18 protein-coding genes and 1 riboswitch are annotated in these 17,787 nt (G+C 46.2%); of the genes, 4 read left to right on the top strand and 14 right to left on the bottom strand.

The window, feature by feature from the left end; genetic code table 11:
* Positions 1–20 precede the first annotated feature (20 nt).
* Entirely contained in the window at positions 21–917 is an 897-nt protein-coding gene (gene gnd, locus ACGTNI_RS08230) for a phosphogluconate dehydrogenase (NAD(+)-dependent, decarboxylating) (protein ID WP_085506218.1), read from the top strand.
* Between the two features lie 57 nt (positions 918–974).
* Here the strand turns inward: gnd and ACGTNI_RS08225 are convergent, their stop codons facing one another.
* The 9 genes from ACGTNI_RS08225 to ACGTNI_RS08185 form a co-directional block, all read right to left on the bottom strand.
* Positions 975–1,292, bottom strand: coding sequence for a helix-turn-helix domain-containing protein (locus ACGTNI_RS08225; RefSeq protein ID WP_085506219.1), 318 nt, complete (start codon positions 1,290–1,292; stop codon positions 975–977).
* Between the two features lie 163 nt (positions 1,293–1,455).
* The gene (locus ACGTNI_RS08220; RefSeq protein ID WP_139823756.1) at positions 1,456–1,608 is read right to left on the bottom strand and encodes an anti-repressor SinI family protein; all 153 of its coding nucleotides are present in this window, start codon (positions 1,606–1,608) and stop codon (positions 1,456–1,458) included.
* Positions 1,609–1,633: 25 nt separating this feature from the next.
* Positions 1,634–1,740: riboswitch (cyclic di-GMP riboswitch) on the bottom strand.
* A gap of 221 nt (positions 1,741–1,961) precedes the next feature.
* On the bottom strand, positions 1,962–2,870 hold the full coding sequence (gene murQ, locus ACGTNI_RS08215; protein ID WP_085506220.1) for an N-acetylmuramic acid 6-phosphate etherase: 909 nt from the start codon (positions 2,868–2,870) through the stop codon (positions 1,962–1,964).
* A gap of 30 nt (positions 2,871–2,900) precedes the next feature.
* Positions 2,901–3,860, bottom strand: coding sequence for an N-acetylglucosamine kinase (locus tag ACGTNI_RS08210; RefSeq protein ID WP_176223938.1), 960 nt, complete (start codon positions 3,858–3,860; stop codon positions 2,901–2,903).
* Positions 3,847–4,671, bottom strand: coding sequence for a carbohydrate ABC transporter permease (locus ACGTNI_RS08205; protein ID WP_085506222.1), 825 nt, complete (start codon positions 4,669–4,671; stop codon positions 3,847–3,849). The genes ACGTNI_RS08210 and ACGTNI_RS08205 overlap by 14 nt, the downstream gene beginning before the upstream one ends.
* A gap of 12 nt (positions 4,672–4,683) precedes the next feature.
* Positions 4,684–5,571, bottom strand: a complete 888-nt coding sequence (locus ACGTNI_RS08200; protein WP_394461649.1) for a carbohydrate ABC transporter permease — start codon at positions 5,569–5,571, stop codon at positions 4,684–4,686.
* A 105-nt stretch (positions 5,572–5,676) separates the two neighbouring features.
* Entirely contained in the window at positions 5,677–6,969 is a 1,293-nt protein-coding gene (locus tag ACGTNI_RS08195) for an ABC transporter substrate-binding protein (protein WP_394461453.1), read from the bottom strand.
* Positions 6,970–6,995: 26 nt separating this feature from the next.
* Entirely contained in the window at positions 6,996–8,012 is a 1,017-nt protein-coding gene (locus tag ACGTNI_RS08190; RefSeq protein ID WP_394461451.1) for a serine hydrolase domain-containing protein, read from the bottom strand.
* Entirely contained in the window at positions 8,009–8,854 is an 846-nt protein-coding gene (locus tag ACGTNI_RS08185; protein ID WP_394461449.1) for a MurR/RpiR family transcriptional regulator, read from the bottom strand. Before ACGTNI_RS08185 ends, ACGTNI_RS08190 begins: the two co-directional genes overlap by 4 nt.
* 255 nt (positions 8,855–9,109) lie before the next feature.
* Between ACGTNI_RS08185 and ACGTNI_RS08180 the strand changes: the two genes are divergently transcribed.
* Both ACGTNI_RS08180 and ACGTNI_RS08175 read left to right on the top strand, forming a co-directional pair.
* Positions 9,110–9,847 carry a CBS domain-containing protein gene (locus tag ACGTNI_RS08180; protein WP_394461446.1) on the top strand — a complete coding sequence of 246 codons (738 nt, stop codon included), beginning with the start codon at positions 9,110–9,112 and terminating at the stop codon, positions 9,845–9,847.
* Positions 9,848–9,873: 26 nt separating this feature from the next.
* Positions 9,874–10,212: a PilZ domain-containing protein gene (locus ACGTNI_RS08175; protein ID WP_394461444.1), complete on the top strand. Its 339-nt coding sequence runs from the start codon at positions 9,874–9,876 to the stop codon at positions 10,210–10,212.
* Between the two features lie 87 nt (positions 10,213–10,299).
* On the opposite strand, the gene ACGTNI_RS08170 is transcribed toward ACGTNI_RS08175, so the two are convergent.
* From ACGTNI_RS08170 to ACGTNI_RS08150, 5 genes are all read right to left on the bottom strand, one after another.
* On the bottom strand, positions 10,300–13,365 hold the full coding sequence (locus ACGTNI_RS08170; protein ID WP_394461442.1) for an efflux RND transporter permease subunit: 3,066 nt from the start codon (positions 13,363–13,365) through the stop codon (positions 10,300–10,302).
* A gap of 1 nt (position 13,366) precedes the next feature.
* Positions 13,367–14,710: an efflux RND transporter periplasmic adaptor subunit gene (locus ACGTNI_RS08165; protein ID WP_085506228.1), complete on the bottom strand. Its 1,344-nt coding sequence runs from the start codon at positions 14,708–14,710 to the stop codon at positions 13,367–13,369.
* A 21-nt stretch (positions 14,711–14,731) separates the two neighbouring features.
* On the bottom strand, positions 14,732–15,610 hold the full coding sequence (locus ACGTNI_RS08160; RefSeq protein ID WP_394461440.1) for a TetR/AcrR family transcriptional regulator: 879 nt from the start codon (positions 15,608–15,610) through the stop codon (positions 14,732–14,734).
* A 351-nt stretch (positions 15,611–15,961) separates the two neighbouring features.
* The gene (locus tag ACGTNI_RS08155) at positions 15,962–16,582 is read right to left on the bottom strand and encodes a hypothetical protein (protein ID WP_085506230.1); all 621 of its coding nucleotides are present in this window, start codon (positions 16,580–16,582) and stop codon (positions 15,962–15,964) included.
* A gap of 205 nt (positions 16,583–16,787) precedes the next feature.
* The gene (locus ACGTNI_RS08150) at positions 16,788–17,255 is read right to left on the bottom strand and encodes a competence protein ComK (protein ID WP_085506231.1); all 468 of its coding nucleotides are present in this window, start codon (positions 17,253–17,255) and stop codon (positions 16,788–16,790) included.
* 208 nt (positions 17,256–17,463) lie between these two features.
* Between ACGTNI_RS08150 and ACGTNI_RS08145 the strand changes: the two genes are divergently transcribed.
* Positions 17,464–17,652 (top strand): YjfB family protein, encoded by a 189-nt coding sequence (locus ACGTNI_RS08145; protein WP_085506232.1) that lies wholly within the window; start codon positions 17,464–17,466, stop codon positions 17,650–17,652.
* Positions 17,653–17,787 lie beyond the last annotated feature (135 nt).

The following is a 17,787-nucleotide window of genomic DNA, read 5'->3' as shown; positions in this document are numbered from 1 at the left end:
AGAGAAAAGAGGTTGGTCATATGAAAGTAGGTTTGATTGGATTAGGAAAGATGGGTTTCAATATTGGAGCTCAAATGCTGGAGAAAAATCATGAAGTTGTCGCAACTGATGTCAATGAGGAAGCTGTCCGCGACTTTGAAAAAGAAGGCGGAAAAGGCACGGACTCGTATGAGGAATTGGTGAATAGTCTGGAGCAACCACGCGTGATTTGGATGATGGTTCCTGCCGGGGAAATTACAGACCAAGTCATCGAAGAGCTCTCTCCTTTGCTTGATGACGGTGATATCCTGATCGATGGCGGGAATTCCAATTACAAGAAGACTCTCGCCAACCACGAGAAATTGAGCGCTAAAGGTATTCAGTTTTTCGATGTCGGAACCAGTGGCGGGATTTCCGGAGCACGTCATGGCGCCTGCTTTATGGTCGGCGGTGATAAAGAGACGTTCGAAACCATCGAGCCGCTATTCCGTGACCTTGCTGTGGAAGACGGGTACCTTTACACTGGAAAAGGCGGCAGCGGCCATTTCTTGAAAATGGTTCACAACGGTATTGAGTATGGCATGATGGCCGCAATTGGAGAAGGGTTCGAGCTGCTTGAGAAAAGCCCGTTTGATTATGACTATGAAGATGTCTCAAAAGTGTGGAACCATGGCTCCGTCATTCGCGGGTGGCTGATGGAACTGATGCAGGATGCCTTCCGTAAAGATGCCAATTTGGATGACATCAGAGGTGTCATGAATTCTTCCGGTGAAGGAAAATGGACCGTAGAAACAGCACTCGATTTCGAAACGCCGGCGCCGGTCATTGCACTTTCCTTGATGATGCGCTACAGATCCCAGGAAAATGATACATTTACCGGAAAAGTCGTATCTGCTTTACGCCATGAATTTGGCGGTCATGCTACTGAGAAGAAATAAGGAAAGTATAAAAATACCCTTGCACTTTCGGGAATGCCCGAGCGTGCAAGGGTTTTATTATTGTTTCAATTTCCATTTATTAAATTCCAGGTATTCTTTAAACTGTTCTTTCGTCACGCCTGACTCCTGTGCATCTTTGACGAGCTTCATCCATTCTTCATCGAGAGCAGGATCTTCCTCGCCGCCATGTAATAAATAATTAATAGAAACGTTCAACTCAGAAGAGATTTTCTCCAGGAATTGAATCGATGGATTCGTTTGAAGATTCCGTTCAATCGAGCTGAGGTATGATTTTGCCACCCCGGCCCGTTCCGCCAGCTCGGTTAACGATAATGCTCTTTGTGTACGGATTTCTTTAATTCTATCGCCTATCATCCCACTCACCCTCTTTTTAGAAAAACTGGCATATCACCAAGTTCTTATGGCGAAGGCCTAAGTATTTCTTATACTTTACCCCTTCAACAAAGGGAAACTTTTTTAAAGTACAAAAAAATTATACCATACAAAAGATGAGTGTTCTATGATAAGCACAAAGAAATCAGTTTCCGTATGTATTTGTTCTCCCTATCCGCCTTTCATCTAAGAAATGTCTCACCTCTTCCTTGCTCATCCCCATTTCTTTTGCCTGTTTCATCAATTCTACCCACTCCATGTCTAACCCGCCTGTTTTCACTTGTTTAGTAATCGCCATCACATGATCCTCCATTTTTAGTCTTTCAGGTAGTCCAGCCGCCATAGTTTTGTTCCTTTGTGTGCCATCTATGTACACCTTAGGCCTGCGACTTTGCGCCCTTATTTTTCAATAAGGTAGCCATTTTCTGAAGAATCTGTCTCATTTATTAAGTAGAATATACTATAGATGTGTTATTAAAGTGTGTAGAAATTTGTCGATGGTCGTGCACTAGTTTTGTCGAACGGTAATTTTTTGGAAAAATTGTAGGTTTTTAGTTTGTGTTTATGGTTCATTATGCCCAATCACTTACCAAGCGGGCATAAAAAAGCTTGCAGAATTTGGTTTTCTGCAAGCTTGAGTAGGTTCCTGTATTAATTTTTCTTCAGATGATTTACTGCAGCGGAGAAGTGTTCGTTTTCTTGTTTTAACACGCGGCTTGCTTTTTGAGCATCAATTTGGAACATGAGCATGAGGATGGCAATCCTTGCGTCTCCTTCTGCCTGGATGCTTGCTTTTTGTGCTTCTTCTTCGGTTGCGCCGGTCAGCTCCTGGATGATCGATACCGAGCGCTGCTTCAGTTTTTCATTGGTCGCCTGGACGTTTACCATCAGGTTTTTATAAACTTTCCCGGTTTTTACCATGGAAGCGGTGGATAACATGTTCAACACCATTTTTTGTGCAGATCCTGCCTTCAGTCTTGTTGATCCGGTCAACACTTCCGGTCCGACCAGCACTTCAATCGGAAAGTCAGCTGCTTCTGCCAGCGGAGTTTGTCCGTTGCATGTTAGGCCGACTGTTTTCGCACCGAGCTTTTTAGCGGCCTCGATCGCGCCTAGTACATACGGGGTCCGGCCGCTGGATGCAATACCTACTATGACGTCTTTCACATTGGCGGCTTCTTTAATCGCTTTTTCGCCTTCAGCCCAATCATCTTCGGCATTTTCGATAGCATGCCGGAGTGCGTGGTCGCCGCCCGCGATGATGCCCTGGACTAAAGTTTCCGGGACACCAAACGTCGGCGGGCATTCGGAGGCATCGAGAACGCCCAGACGACCGCTCGTTCCTGCACCTATGTATAACAGCCGACCGCCATTGTTCAATGCAGCGACAATCGTGTCGATTGCTTTTTCGATTTGCGGCAGGCTTTTTTCAATAGCAGCTGGGACTGTGTGATCTTCCTCATTCATCAGGCGGATGATTTCCATCGTCGATAATTCATCCAGCTGATGGGACTTGCTGTGCCTCGATTCGGTCAACGTTCGTTCTTTTGTGTCACCCATTCATTCAGCCCCCAATTTCTTAAATTTAGTTCACACTTTTCTGTAGGATTCTTTAATGGATAGTACCGTTGTATCGGTCACCGATATGCCAGCATCAAGCAGCGCGCAGCCGTATGCCCCAACGGCCGGCGGCATAGCGGCCGGTAAAAATTCCATGCCGTTTTGAAAACGCGCCCGGCTCCGCTCGATGAACCGTCCGGTGAAATAGTCGGATTGAAAAACCCCACCCGCCAGGACAATCGGTGATACCTTTTCCCTCTTTTCCATTTGTGCTGCGATTAATTGCAGCAATGCTGTCGCAGCGTTATGGACGATTTCATCTGATACCGGGTCGCCCTCACTAGCCGCTTTTATCACTTCATTGGCTAAGGAAGCAATCGCAAGTCTAGGATAGTCGTGTTCATAAATGAACGTAATCAGCTGTTCCGGCTCATCAAGGCCGAATCGCTCCAGGAACCTGCCAGTCAGCTTTGTTTGTTTCTTCCGTCCATCATAAGCCTGCATGACCGCCTGCAGTCCGTGACGTCCGATATCAAATCCGCTGCCTTCGTCTCCAAACAGATAGCCCCATCCTCCGGTACGGACTGGCTTTTCCCCTGGCTGGAAGGTATATAGAATCGAACCGGTGCCCGCAATCAGGACGGATCCTTCTTTTGTAAAAGTAGTGCCGGCCAGTGCGGCAATGGCGTCATTTTCGACGGAAACTTCAGGTTCCTCTCTTACAATTTCACGGATCCATTGTTCCCACCGCTGCTTATCTTCCGTACGATCGCCACCTGCTGCCGCAACAAAAATATGCTCAATTGGACCGGGAATATCCTGCAGCAGCTGGTGCACCGTTTCCCTGACTTTAATTTCACTTCTCGACTTCAAATTTGTGGACGCGCCTGTTTTCGACAAAGTTACCTTACCGGTCTCATCTCCCAAAACCAGCTCTGTTTTTGTGCCGCCGCCATCGATTCCGATGAAGTACCGCTTATTTGATGGCACCAGCCGTCAGTCCTTCCATGAATTGTTTCGATGCGATGAAGAACAGGATCATCATCGGCAAGGAAGATAGCGTCAGCCCGGCAAACAGCGCTCCCCAATCGGCTGAGTACTCACCGAACAAAGACAGCATCCCGACGGGTATCGTCTTTTTCATTTCGTTCGAGATGAAAATGAGCGGGAAGAAGAAATCATTCCACGCCTGGATGAAATTGATGATCATGACGGTTCCAAGTGCCGGACGCATTAATGGCAGCAGGACATTCCATAAGATGCGCAGGTCAGTAGCTCCATCAATCCGGGCCGCTTCTTCCAGCTCTACCGGCATCGTCCGGAAAAACCCGGTCAAAATCAAAATCGATAACGGAATGCCTGTAGCTGTGTAAATGAAGATCAACGACCATAACGAGTTCGTTAACCCGAGATCCTTCATCAAAATGAATAATGGTACAATGCCCAGTTTGATTGGGATCATCATTCCCATTAAGAAAAAGAAAAACAGTGCGTTATTCCACCAGAATGTGTACCTGGCGATATAGAAGGCCGCGAGCGACCCGCAAATCAAGATCAGAAGGACGGCTGTCACACTGACGACGACACTGTTATAGAAATAAGTCATGAACGGCACCTGTTCAATCAGGTTGCGGTATGGCTCCAGGCTGAAGCTTTTCGGAAGGGATAATGGATTCATGAAAATTTCATTGCTAGGCTTGAATGACGACATGATCATCAAGAACAGCGGATATAAGCTAATAGATGCGACTAAAAAGGCAATGACGTAATACAACGGTCTGGTCCAGATGTTTTCTTTCATGTTTCTCCCCTCCTACATTTCTACTTCTTTTTTGCGCATGAAATAAAGCAGGATTGCTGTGAATACTGAGATGAACAGGAACAATACGACTGCAAGCGCGGAACCTAACCCGATTGCTGAAGAACCGCCACCGGATGTACCACCGAATGCGAGACGATAGAAATAAATCGCCAGTGTATCGGTAGAATGATAAGGTTCTCCCTGTGATCCTTGCATCGCATAGACAAGTTCAAACGCTTCAAATGACTGGATGAATGTTAATACGGTAATGATCGTGATGGCCGGCATCATTAGTGGGATGATTATTTTGCTCATCATCTTCCAGCCTTTCGCCCCGTCCAGTGTTGCCGCTTCTATCAATTCATGGGGAATCGACTGGATCCCTGCTAAGAAAATCAATACCGCAAAGCCTAAGCCGAACCAGGAGTTTACGAGAATGATAGCCATCAATGCGGTATCAGGATCCCCGAGCCATGCTTTTTGTAAATTCTCCAGTCCAAATTTACCTAAAATAACATTTAGTGCCCCAAAGTTCGGGTTCAAAATCAACTTCCACAAAAAACCGACGACGATGATTGATAACAACCGTGGCATAAAAAAGGCGATTTTTAAGAATTCCGCCCCTTTGATTTTTTTATAAATGATAAAGGCAAGCACAAATGCCAGGCCGTTCTGGACGATCATCTGAACGACGAAATAAAGGACGTTGTGCTGAAAGGCATTCCAGAATAACTCTTTATATGGCTGCAGGGAAAACAATGCTTTGAAATTTTCTAACCCAACGAACGCTCCCCTGACGAGCCCATTCCAATCAAATAGACTGTATGTAAATGCAGCGAGTATAGGATAAACGATAAATAATCCATAAATGATTAAGGCGGGAATAGGGAAAAGATGGATGGCCCATCTTTTCCATTTCCTGTTTGTTTTCGTTTTGGCAGCTGCCTTATGGACAGCTTTGACTTGTGATTCAGCAGTATTCAACGTATTCACCGCCTTGAATAATTAGTTTTGAAAAGGTTCGTAGTAGCCTTCGGCGCTTTTCTGTACGGCTTCTGCTACGCCTTCAGGTGTCTGCTCTCCTAAATACATGCCTTGCAGTTCTGTCTCTAGTTCTGCTTTAGATGATGGATTTCCTTTGGCAAAGTGGACCAGGATCAAGTATGGTGTCGAAATTTCATCGGCTGCCTGGGCAAGGTCACTTACCAATTGATTGTCAGACTCTACACCAGGAACCGCGCTGACCATACTGAATTCTTCTGTGAACATTTGACCGAACTCTTCGGTTGTCATCCATTCAAGGAATTTCTTCGCTTCTTCTTTATGTTCTGAATTAGCGTTGATGGCATAGGAGCCATCGACCCATGTCGTGATGGTTGGTTCTTTCCCAACTGCAGACGGCATCGGGAAGAAATCAAGCTCAAGGTCCGGATTCATTTCCTTCAATACTTCGATTTCCCAGCTTCCAAGCGGGAACATCGCTGCCTGCTCGGTGAAGAACAACGTACGAATATCTTCCATACCAAGTCCTTCTGAGTTGTCCGGGAAGTAATCTTTCAACTGCTCCATCGCTTCGATCGATGCTACATACTCGTCGCTGACAAAATCCGTTTCGCCGTTTTCAATTTGTTCCACGAATTCATTGGCTCCATAATGCGCTGGACCTACAATTCCATGCATCAGGGACATCAGCCAGCCTTCTTTCGTACCCATGGCAAGCGGCGTGTAGCCCTCTGATTTCAACGTTTCATTAAGCTCGATGAATTCTTCATATGTTTGAGGTTCTTCCAATCCCAGTTCATCAAAAATCTTTTTATTATAGAACATCTGTGTCGTACTCATATTTAAAGGAACACCATACTGGGTGCCATCGGATCCTTGCGCTGCCAATAGTGATGAATCAGGGAACGTATCCAACCCTTCCAGGTCCTCGATTGGCTCCAAATACCCCGCGTCAGCTAATTCCGCACCAGCTGCATAAGGGCGAAGCTGCATGATATCCGGACCTTCCCCACTTTGCAGCGCCGTGTTCAAAATCGTGTTATATTCTGTGTTCTTAGACGGCTTGAACTCCAGTTGGATATCCGGGTGCTTTTCATTGAATGCTTCAAAAAGTTTTTCATACTTAGCGGTGTCTTCCGTTCTCCAGCTTCCCACTTCCAACGTGACCGTATCGCCATTTTCCTCTTTGTTTTCTGTTTCGCCCTCAGCAGAACCATCTGTGTCAGACGAACAGCCAGTTAAAATCAAAATAAACGCTAAAAATCCAATCATCCAAGCTTTCGTGATTTTCGCCATGCTTGTTCCCTCCTGTAATAAATGATTTATTTTGTAAAACATTGATGCACGAGACTGTGTAACTGTTTACGGATTTCCTTCAAATTATGGTTCCTTCCGTAATGGACGACATTCGTGAGAAAAACGGTGACGATTTCATTATGTGGATCAATCCACAGGCTCGTGCCCGTGAATCCGGTATGACCGAAGGATCCCGCCGGCCACTCGTTCCCGCATGATAGCGGCATTCCTTTACCATTCCACACTTCCCATCCAAGACCGCGGCCTGGTTCCTGTTCATTGCTGGCATCTCTTAAAAGTGACGGTGCAATGACTTGCTGTTGTTCCGGATACAGCCATTTCAGTCCGTAGGCTTCCACATCTTCTGCTGTCGTGAACAGCCCGGCGTTGCCACTGACTCCGCCCATTTGAAATGCTTTTTCATCATGGACCTCACCCTGAAGATATTGACCGCTATCCCATTCCGTTGCTGCCGCTTCTGCTTTCTGTGCTTCCGTCAGTCGATATGTAGTGTTCGGCATGCCCCATGGCTCGAAAAGTTGTGCAGCTGCGAACTCATCAAGCGGCTGCCCGGTGATTCGTTCGATTACTCTCCCGAGCAAAATCATGCCAAGGTCCGTGTATTTGACGGTTGTTCCTGGTTTTGTTGTAAGTTTTGATGTCAGTACCTCATGGAAAACATGGCGCTTTTGCCAGCGGCTTTTATAAGTAAGATCTGCGGAAAGTCCTGCTGTGTGAGTCAATAGGTGATAGATTGTGATAGGTTTGAAGTGGAATTCTGGGATGTAGTGGTTAACTGGTGCTTCTGGATTCATTTCCTGGCGGTCTATTAAAAATAGGGCTGCCGGGAGCGTCGCCATCACTTTTGTGAGTGAGGCGGCATCGAATCTCGTAGATCGTGTGATGGTCTGTGGTGTGCCGTCCCGGGCCTGGTAGCTGCCGAAAGCTTCGAAATATCGGCGCTCGCCTTTGACATTAACGATGACGACCCCACCAGGCACTTCCCGGTCAGCTGCCAGCTGGTTCAGATAGGTTGTGATCACTTAATCATTTTCACCACCTTCCGTGTCTTTTCGAGTGCTGCGATATTGGCCTCCTGGTTGTTACGGGTGATGCCTAAAAACAAGATATCAATTACATTCAACTGGGCAATCCGTGAACTGGTGGCACCACTCCTTATGTTTTTTTCCAGTGAGGTCGTGTATAAAGCTATGTCAGCCAGTGAAGACACTGGATTCTCCCCCATTTTAGTAAGCGTGATGATCGTCGCTCCGTTATCTTTGGCGACTTTCAAAGATTCATAGATGTCCCGGGTCTGACCGCTGTAGGAGACACCAAAAGCGATATCCATATTGGTAAGGTTCGCTGAAATCGTCAGCTGGGCATCGATATCCAGACCAACTTCACACCAGTTATCAATCCTAGTCAGCTTCTGCTTGAAATCCTGCGCGATGAATCCCGATGCACCGATGCCGTAGACGGCAATCTTGCGGGCATTGGTCATCAGCTGAATCGCGGCTTCTACATCTTCCGTGTCGAGGATGTTGAGCGTATTTTCCAGCGACTGGATGTTGTTGTAGGAAACATTGTTGATGAGCGACTCAATGGAATCGTCATCCGGAATGTCCTGATATTTCTCTGGTGTTGTTTCAAAGACAGCCATTTCTCTTGCAATTGTAAGTTTCAAATCCTGAAAACCCTTACATTTCAGCTTTTTGGAATACCGGATGATGGTCGCTTCGCTCACTGCGGTGTTCTCGGCAAGCTTTTGTATCGATGAGTTCACCACTTCATCCGGGTGCTTTAGAATGTATTCGGCTACTTTTCTCTCGGATGGTTTACAGCTGTCGAGGGATTCCTGGATGAAAATCAGTTGATTGGTCATAAGCGTTGCTCCAATGTCGAAATATTTTTACTTATTTTTATCTTACAAAATAATATTACTTAATACAATATGTTTTATGAAACTTTATTACATTTTACGAATTGGCAGATCAGATTATGCTTTTTCTTTTATTATTGATATCCAGCAAATATTTGACTATCTTTCACCTCGTGCGCCCGCCTGATGTTTTTTTATGCGTGAATCCGTTATAATAAGAAGAAATATCAATCTTTACATACAAAGCAGGTGACTACGATGAACGGCTCACAAGAAGAAATGGAGCTTGCCGAGCGTTTCGAGATTGCATTTAATCAGATCCACCAGCAATTGAAGGCAATCAACGGCTTTCCGAAAAACGACAATTTCATGGAACTCGTCCAGCGCTCGAAACAGAAGCACAGTGTCATCCGGCATTATTTCGACAATTTGAAACAATATGCGAAGCTTCGTAATGCACTTGTTCATGAAAAAATCCGTGATGATTACTACATCGCCTACCCGCACCGGGAAGTAGTCGAGGAAATTGAGAAAATTAAACAAACGCTTGATCAACCACCGAAAGCGATCGAAGTTGCGACACGACCTGTACTTTTTTTCAAATCTAACTCTCATCTGACAAAAATTGTCGAGGCATTTAACCGTTTCAAAGTCTCCCAGTTCCCTATTTATGGGGATAATCAGCGGTTTTTAGGTCTATTGACGAACGACGGGGTCGTGCGCTGGCTGTCACAAAATATGCAAAAAGGCTGTATTCAGCTCGAAGATGTTCGCGCTGCTGACATTTTGAAATTGGAAAAGAACCACAATGTGCGATTTTTGAGTGAAAATAATTCGATATTTGATCTGGAATCATCCTTTGAACGCAGCTTCGAGCAGAACCAGAAGCTGAAGGCGGTCATTATTACGGCAGACGGTTCCCAGCATAACAAGCCGCTTGGCGTCGTCACCACATGGGACCTGATAAAAATCGATCGTTATGGTGATGAGAGTTAACATTTTTAAAGGGAGAGGGAGCAGCTATGTATTACCGAAGAAATGAAGCCTTCCGTTATACGTTTGACCCCAGCTTGCCTGGGAACTTCATTGCCCAAACCACCCCGCCGAGCAGAGGAGAACTCCAGATATTAGACCTCAGTGTAAAGGGCATGAAAGTTGAAATTCCGTTTCATGATTATCAAATCGGAGACCGTATGATCATCCAATTCTCTCTTGTAAATCAACAATTGGATGTCGATGGACAAATCGTCTGGGTAAAAAAGCTCGGCAGAAAAATCCAGGCCGGCCTTCAACTTCATACCAGCGAAGACATGCAAAAACAATTAGTCTCTGAATTGAAATTATATGTAAAACAAAAATAAGTAAGCAACCGATCCAGAAATAAAGATCCCCTGTTTGATAGCTACATCAAACAGGGGATCTTTATTTAGAAATGATTCAGCCGGTTGTTATTTCTTTTTCCCGCCCCAGCCGGTAATTTTGTTTGATAAGTCATCAAAATAAGTGTAGACAACTGGAATCAGCAACAGTGTAAATATGCTTGAGATCGTCAAGCCGAAGATAATCGTAACAGCAAGCGGCTGCTGGGCTTCCGCTCCCTTCCCGAGTCCCAGGGCAAGGGGCACCATTCCGAGCACAGTCGTCAGTGTGGTCATCAGGATTGGCCGCATCCGGCTTGGCCCTGCTTCCAAAATAGCTTCGTAGCGGTCGACGCCTTTTCGCCGGATGATGTTGATGTAATCGACGAGTACGATAGCGTTGTTGACGACAATCCCGGCGAGCATGATAATCCCGACAAATGCCGGCAGACTCAATGGCAGGCCGGTAATGAACAAACCGCTCATTACTCCGACGATAATCGAAGGCAAGGAGAACATGATAATGAACGGGAACAGGAAGTTCTCAAACTGAACAGCCATGACGGCGTACACGAGGAAAATCGAGAATATGAGCGCCAGTGCCAAATCGCCAAAGGCCTCTTGCATATCCTGAGCCTGTCCGCCGATTTCATAACTGTATTCATCCGGGAAGTTCAAGCGTTCCAGCTCTTCGCGGATGTCATTGGTTACACTTCCGAGATCCCGTCCGACGATTTCACTCTCGACGTTGACCTGGCGCTGCTGATTTTCACGCAGCAAGGTAACCGGGCCTTGCACCTGCTTCAATTCTGCTACGCTGGCAAGAGGAATCAATCCCCCGGTTGGTGTCTGCAGGCTCATACCTTCAAGGTCAGCAATCGTCTGCCGCTCTTCTTCTGGCAATATCATACGGACATTGATTTCATCGCTGCCATCCCGGTAGCGTGTGGCTATCTGTCCGTTGAACCCGAGCTCGACCTGACTAAGAACCTGCTGGTAGCTCAAACCGTACTGTGCTGCTTTATCCCGATCGACTTCCACTTGCATTTCCGGCCGGCCCTCATCGGTTGAAGATTCCGGGTTGTGAACACCATCGACATCTTCAATCATATAAATGACCTGGTCAGCGAGTTCAGTCAGAACATCATAGTCCGGACCATTCAACTGAATCTGAATCGGTGCGCCGCTACCGAACCCTGCCCCGATTTCATTGACAGCAATCTCTGCTCCTGGGATGTCGGATACATCGGCATCAATCGCCTGCATGATTTCGCTGGTCGTACGTTCGCGATTGGCAGGATCCACAAGCTGAATCGTATATGTCGCTTCATTGGAAGAGGAAGAGAAACTCTCAAATCCACCGCCACCGACCGTAATGTAATTTGTCTCGATGATATCTTCATAAGCAGTCAGTTTTTCATTTACTTTTTCTGTCACACTCTCCGTAGTTGCAAGTGATGTTCCTGCAGGTGTCGTCACGCTGATTTCTACTTGTCCCTGATCGGAAGGTGGGATAAATTCCGTACCAATCATCGGAACGAGGAAACCGCTGGCTGTTATCGTCAGTACCGTAACAAGGACGGTTGTTTTTCGCCATTTCAACACACGGCGGAGCATGGACTGATACCCATTGTTCACTTTATCGAGGAACCGGTCAAACCAGTACCTGCGACCGGAAGTCTGCAATGGTTTCGTCAATAATTTCGAAGACAGCATCGGAATCAACGTAACAGAAACGATCAAGGCCGCAATTAAAGCGAACGAGATGGTCAGCGCTAGCGGCGTGAACAGTTCCGATGCGATTCCTTCTACGAAAATGATCGGTAAAAATACAACGATAGTCGTGGTCGCTGAAGCGATGACGGCTGGCGCCAGTTCAGACGCCCCTTCTTTGGCTGCTTCAATCATCGAGTAACCGCGCTGGCGGTAGCTGACGATGTTTTCCAGGATGACGATGGAACTGTCGACCATCATCCCGATGCCAAGTGCAAGACCACCCATGGTCAGTACGTTCAATGTCTCTCCGGTAAAATACATCAACGTAAATGTTGAAATAATGGCGATCGGAATCGAGATGCCAATGACGATTGTTGCCCGAATGCTTTTTAAAAACAACAGCAGGACGAGAACCGAGAAGATTCCTCCAATGATGATGTTCATCATGACAGAATCAATCGATTGGGTAATGAATTCCGAGGTATCGAGCACAACGCCCATGTTGACACTTTCCGGCAGGCGTTCTTCTATGTCCTCCATCGCCGCGGTGACATTATTGGCTGTCTCGACGGTATTACCATCCGATTTTTTCAAAATGGATAGTACTACCGATGATTTCCCGTTAACCTTAGAAATCGTTGAAGCCTCTTCATACGTATCCTCAACGTCAGCGATCTGATCGAGGCGGATCTGCGCTCCATTCTCTGTCTGCAGCACGGTATCCTCTATTTCTTCAACCGATTCAAATTCGCCATCAATCCGGATTTGCAGGTCTTTGTCGCCTTTTTCCACGGCTCCCGCAGATGCGGACTTATTGGCGGCATTCAAGGACTGGACAATGGTTTCCGAGGTCAGTCCATATTCGTTCATCTGTCCACGGTCGATTAAGACACGGACTTCACGGGCATTCCCACCTTCGATACTGACGGACCCTACCCCTTCCTGGCGCTCCAGAAAAGGAACGATACGATCTTCCGCAATCTGCTGAAGCTCTTCCGGACTATCACCGGTGAGGCCGACCCACATGACCGGAATCTGCTGAGGATCAAAACGGAGAACATTCGGCTCGCCCGCTCCTTCCGGCAGCATCCCTTTCACCTGGTCCACTTTTTCCCTTACATCGAGCAAAGCATTGTCGAGATTCACACCCGTATTGAATTGCATAAAAACAATCGAGGCGCCTGTCTGGGATTGCGACTGGACAGTTTCTATCCCTTCGATGGAACTGACCGATGACTCGATCGGTTCACTGATCAATTTTTCTGACTCCTGTGGTGCGGCGCCGTCATAACTGGTAGATACGACGGCAATCGGCAGGTCGATTTCCGGGTAAAGGTCGATGGCCAGATTACGCAGCGACATGAAGCCGAGCGCCAGAATGGCCAATACGATCATGATTACCCCAACCGAGCGTTTGACTGATGTATTGACGAGTTTCAAATCAAGCATCCTCCTTTATGATGCTGACTTTCGCTCCGTCAGACAACGTCAATTGACCCGTAGTGACTATTTCAGCACCTGCTTGCAGGCCACCTTCAACCGCAGTGAGATCGGATTGCGCTTCCACTATCGTCACTTCCACTTTTTCTGCTACTTCGTCAACGATTTCATAGAGATAAGCTTCGCCGCCTTCTTCCACGACTGCTTCTGTCGGTACTAAAAACGTGTCTGATACGACGGTTTCCGGAAGCAGGAAGGTGGCCATTGTCCCCGGCTTGATCGCTTCCCCTTCATTGGCGATCGTGGCTTCGACCGGATATAAGCCTGTGTCATTCGGTACGGAAGCCACATAATCGACTGTCGCAGTCACTGGCTCTTCGACACCATTGATATCTACGTCTATTTCCTGTTCTTTTTCGAATAAATTAAGCTGATCCGATGTCACTGTCGCTTCGACGGTCATTGGATTTAACGCAACAATTGCTCCAATTGGCTGCTGGTTGGATACCATGTCGCCAACTTTTGCATCAAGAGAAGTGATTTCTCCGGAAGATGGTGCCGATATGGTATTGTTGGAATTCTGCTCACGCGCCTGATTCAGCTGGACCTGGGCCTGTTCGACTTGAAGCTGCGCCTGTTCCACGCCTACTTCTGCCTGCGCAAGCTGTTCCTCCGCCTGATCAACCTGTGCTTCCGCTTGTTCTACTTCTGCAGAAGATGGGGCAGTCTGATTCTTCGCCTGCTCGTACTGAGCGTATGCCTGATCCGCCCGGTTCTTTGCTTGTTCATATAACACTTCCGGGATGGTGCCCTCGTCTGCCAGCTTCTTTGTCTGATCAGCGAGCTCTTTCGCCTGCTCATATTGCTGGTAGGCTGCCTGTTCCTGACCCTTGGACTGCTCAGCCCGTGCCTGTTGGGCCTCTTTCGCGGCATCGACTTGTTTCTTAGCATTCTCGACCCCAAGTGCTGCCTGACGTCTTGAAATCCTGGCATTTTCCAGCTGCTTGCTCGCCTGCTGGACGGCATTTTCCTGCAGCTCTACTTGACTTTGTGTATCCTGAGCGTCTACTTGCCCGATGGCATCTCCTTTTTCTACTCTGTCCCCTTTTTCTACGTTCAAAGCGACAAGTTCCCCTGGTGTCCGCGGAATGATTTGTGAAGTATCAGCTGGTGCCGTCCGTCCGACGATTTTCCGCTCAATGCTCAAATCCCCTTTTTCTACGACTGCCGTTTCTACCGGGGTGACGCGCTCTACTTCTTCTTCCGGTTCTTCATTATTGGAACAGCCACTGATCAATCCGATCGAAAGCAACGCCACGATGGCCGGCTGGATAATTTTTTTCATACCATGACTCCTCTCGTCTTCCTATATCAATTCAATATTCAAATCTCTGGCAATTTGGCGGCATTCCTTGTCAAATGCAGCTATCCCTTTAAAATGGGATAGCATGCCTTGGAACAAAATCGGCTGTGACTGCTCTTTTTTTATTTCATTCAACAGTACATCCACTACTCCATGCAGGTCTTCCCTTTTCTGCTTTGCCATTTTCAGCGAGTCAATTTTGCCTCTCATCGCAGTCAGCTGCTCTTTCACCCGGCTGTGAGGGTCCTGCTGATGAAATGAAGGAAAATGTCGCTTGACATTATCCAAGGTGATCAACGGTTTTTCCTCTTTTTTCAGGATGCCCTCGACTGCATCGACAATTCGCTCCTGAATAAATGAAGCAAGCCGCTGCGGTTCGACATCGAGTTCATCAATAACGAGCCATTTGGCATACCCATCGAGAATCCCTTCCATAAGGATGGAGCTATCGACTATGTATGGTTCGACCGCTTCTCCGAATAGTTCTTTCAGATTTTCACTTGTCCAACGGAAGCTTTCTGCTTTCATCTCTAGGAGAAAGTCATCGACTTGCGGACTGAGCGACACATTATCACGCAGATGCATGATGATAAACTCTTTGTTCTCCATTAAACTGGTGATAAACACTTCGAGTTGACGGGTCATTTTCTCCTTGGGTGGCAAATCGGTCTGACGCACTTCTTCTACTTTTTGCATCAATTGCTGGTAATAAAATTTATAGATAGCCAAAGTCAGATCTTCTTTCGAGTCAAAATGAAGATAAAAGGCTCCTTTAGAGACGTCACTTTGGCTGGCAATTTCCTGAATGGAGGTTGCGTGGTAGCCTTTCTGGGCAAATAGCTTCATTCCAGCTTCAATTAACTGGCGTTTCCGTTCATGCATCTATATCCCTGCTTCCTTTTCTTTCTGACCAGTCAGTCACAACAAGGTTAATCGTACTAAATTACCAGACAAATTTCAATCACTATCGACTTGTTTTTTAAGCATTTGCTTTTTACAAAAAAAGAGACGAAAAGTCGAAGACTTGATTTTGAGATATCTAGGGTCCTTTACCATAAAAGTGTCAGGGGCGGCTGGAAGCTCACCGTACGCCCATGGAAAGCGAGTAATTTCCCGGGCCTCCAAACGCTCTCGAATATAACGGAAACTATCTGCAAATCTGAAAGAAACCATGCAGTAAGACGCAGAAAAGCCAGGTGACTGTGAGGTCACCTGGCTTTTTTGGGGTTCTTGTCAGGAAATTTGTCTTCCCATTTCTGACACCATTAAATCCAATTTCTTCACTTTTGAAAGACCGCTCTTTGGGAAACGGCGATCAAAATTATCGAACATTACCTTAAGGCTTTCCTCCTCCAGTAATATACTGTAGGTATCAAAGGTATGTCGGTACTGATCAATATACCGCTTCATCTTTTTATAAAAGCTATTCAAATGATAAGTTGAAGAAAAATCAAATGCCTTTGCTACATCACTGTCATACGTCGGGAAATTACCATTAAGTGTATGTAGCATAGCGGTAGCAAGCGGGAATTGCATCGTTGGGTTCCCTTTATGGTTTTTCACTTCATAAAGATCAGTTACGACCCGGACGATATTCGGCCTGCTTTCATTGCGTTGATTTTCCATGATTTCAAAAAAACGTTCCTGAAATTCCTGCGTCAGGCTCGGGTTGTCCAATTTATAAAAATAACGGAAAGCAAACTGGAAGACGAGATCCTTTGTTACATCCGTCTCTTTAAATCGGTCATGCAGGAAGCGATAAACTTCAATTTTTTCAGGATCGATTTGGTTGATTATGTTTTCCTGATCATCAAGCAGGAGATCTTTGATGTCATCTGCCGTTCTATATTTCATCCGAATCACCTCTCCTATTGATTTTCCCTTTGCCAAGAATAAGAAAACTATCAATTTTTCCCATTGGAACATGGCATTCAAACGCTCTCTTATTCTAAAGATGATGGCGTTTTCACGATAAATTATGTATGTTCATCTTACCATAAAAATAGGGAAGGAAAAACGAAAGGGTATTCATTAAGGCAGAAGAAGCTTCCTGCCTGTTTCAGGCGTGATGCAGCCGATTGACAAGCCGGGCGGCAAGTATGAATTGCCGGTTAAAGGAAGCTTTGGAGGTATCAATCGTATACGTCGTATTATCAGAAAAAAGTATTTCCATTTTGCCAGGGGCTGATTCTCTCTGGTCCTTGACATGATGGTAGTTAAACCATACTTGTTCGCCGGTAATATTATCACGAAGTGGAAACATGACAATTCCCGAAGGAGAACTTACTTCAATCGGCAACTTTTTATCGGTATGCAGGAAAGCACGGGCAAAATCCCTTCTTCCATTAAAGGAGGACCCATATAAAATACAGCTGTTATTAAGGATGTTCTGGACGCTCATCTTTGCACAAACCACGTGACTATCTTCCAGTATCAGCGCAGCCAGCTTACCTTCCTGCAGATTCGGTTTTACCATCATTGTCTTTTTATTGATCAAGTATTCTAACGCTCTTTCAGCACATTCCACATCTCCACCCCATCATCTCTCTATTCTATTACCTACGACCATATTACTATAATACCTATTTTCAAGTCGCATCGCTTATTGACAAAATTGTGAACAATACCCAATTCACCCATTTGTTGGTCACCCCAGAGGTGACCAGGAAATTCCATATTCATTAATCCAATATCAGGTCGATATTAGAAATAGTTCAGGAGAAAGGAGTGAAGCTATGGATGTTGCGACCGTCTCTGTCCTGATGAGCCAGCATTATGTGAAGCAGAATGCCAGTCTTGCCGTGATGGATAAATCGATGGATCAGGCCAGACAGCAAGGTGCCCAGATCGTCGAGATGCTTGAGACTGCCAAGCCGGAAGTTCAGCACCCGACACTCGGAGGCCGCCTTGATTTACAAGGTTAAGTGGTGGGAAAAATCGAGTAGGAGGAGGTGACTAACCTCCGTCCTCTCACACCACCGTACGTACGGACCCGTATACGGCGGTTTCTTTAAGATTGACGTAAGAAAATATATCTTTGATACAAACTGCGAAGCCCT

Source organism: Thalassobacillus sp. B23F22_16, assembly GCF_043496955.1.
In the GTDB taxonomy this organism is placed as follows: domain Bacteria; phylum Bacillota; class Bacilli; order Bacillales; family Halobacillaceae; genus Thalassobacillus; species Thalassobacillus devorans_A.
Note: the sequence above shows the minus strand (reverse complement) of the source record. Positions and strands in the feature narration are given on the sequence as shown.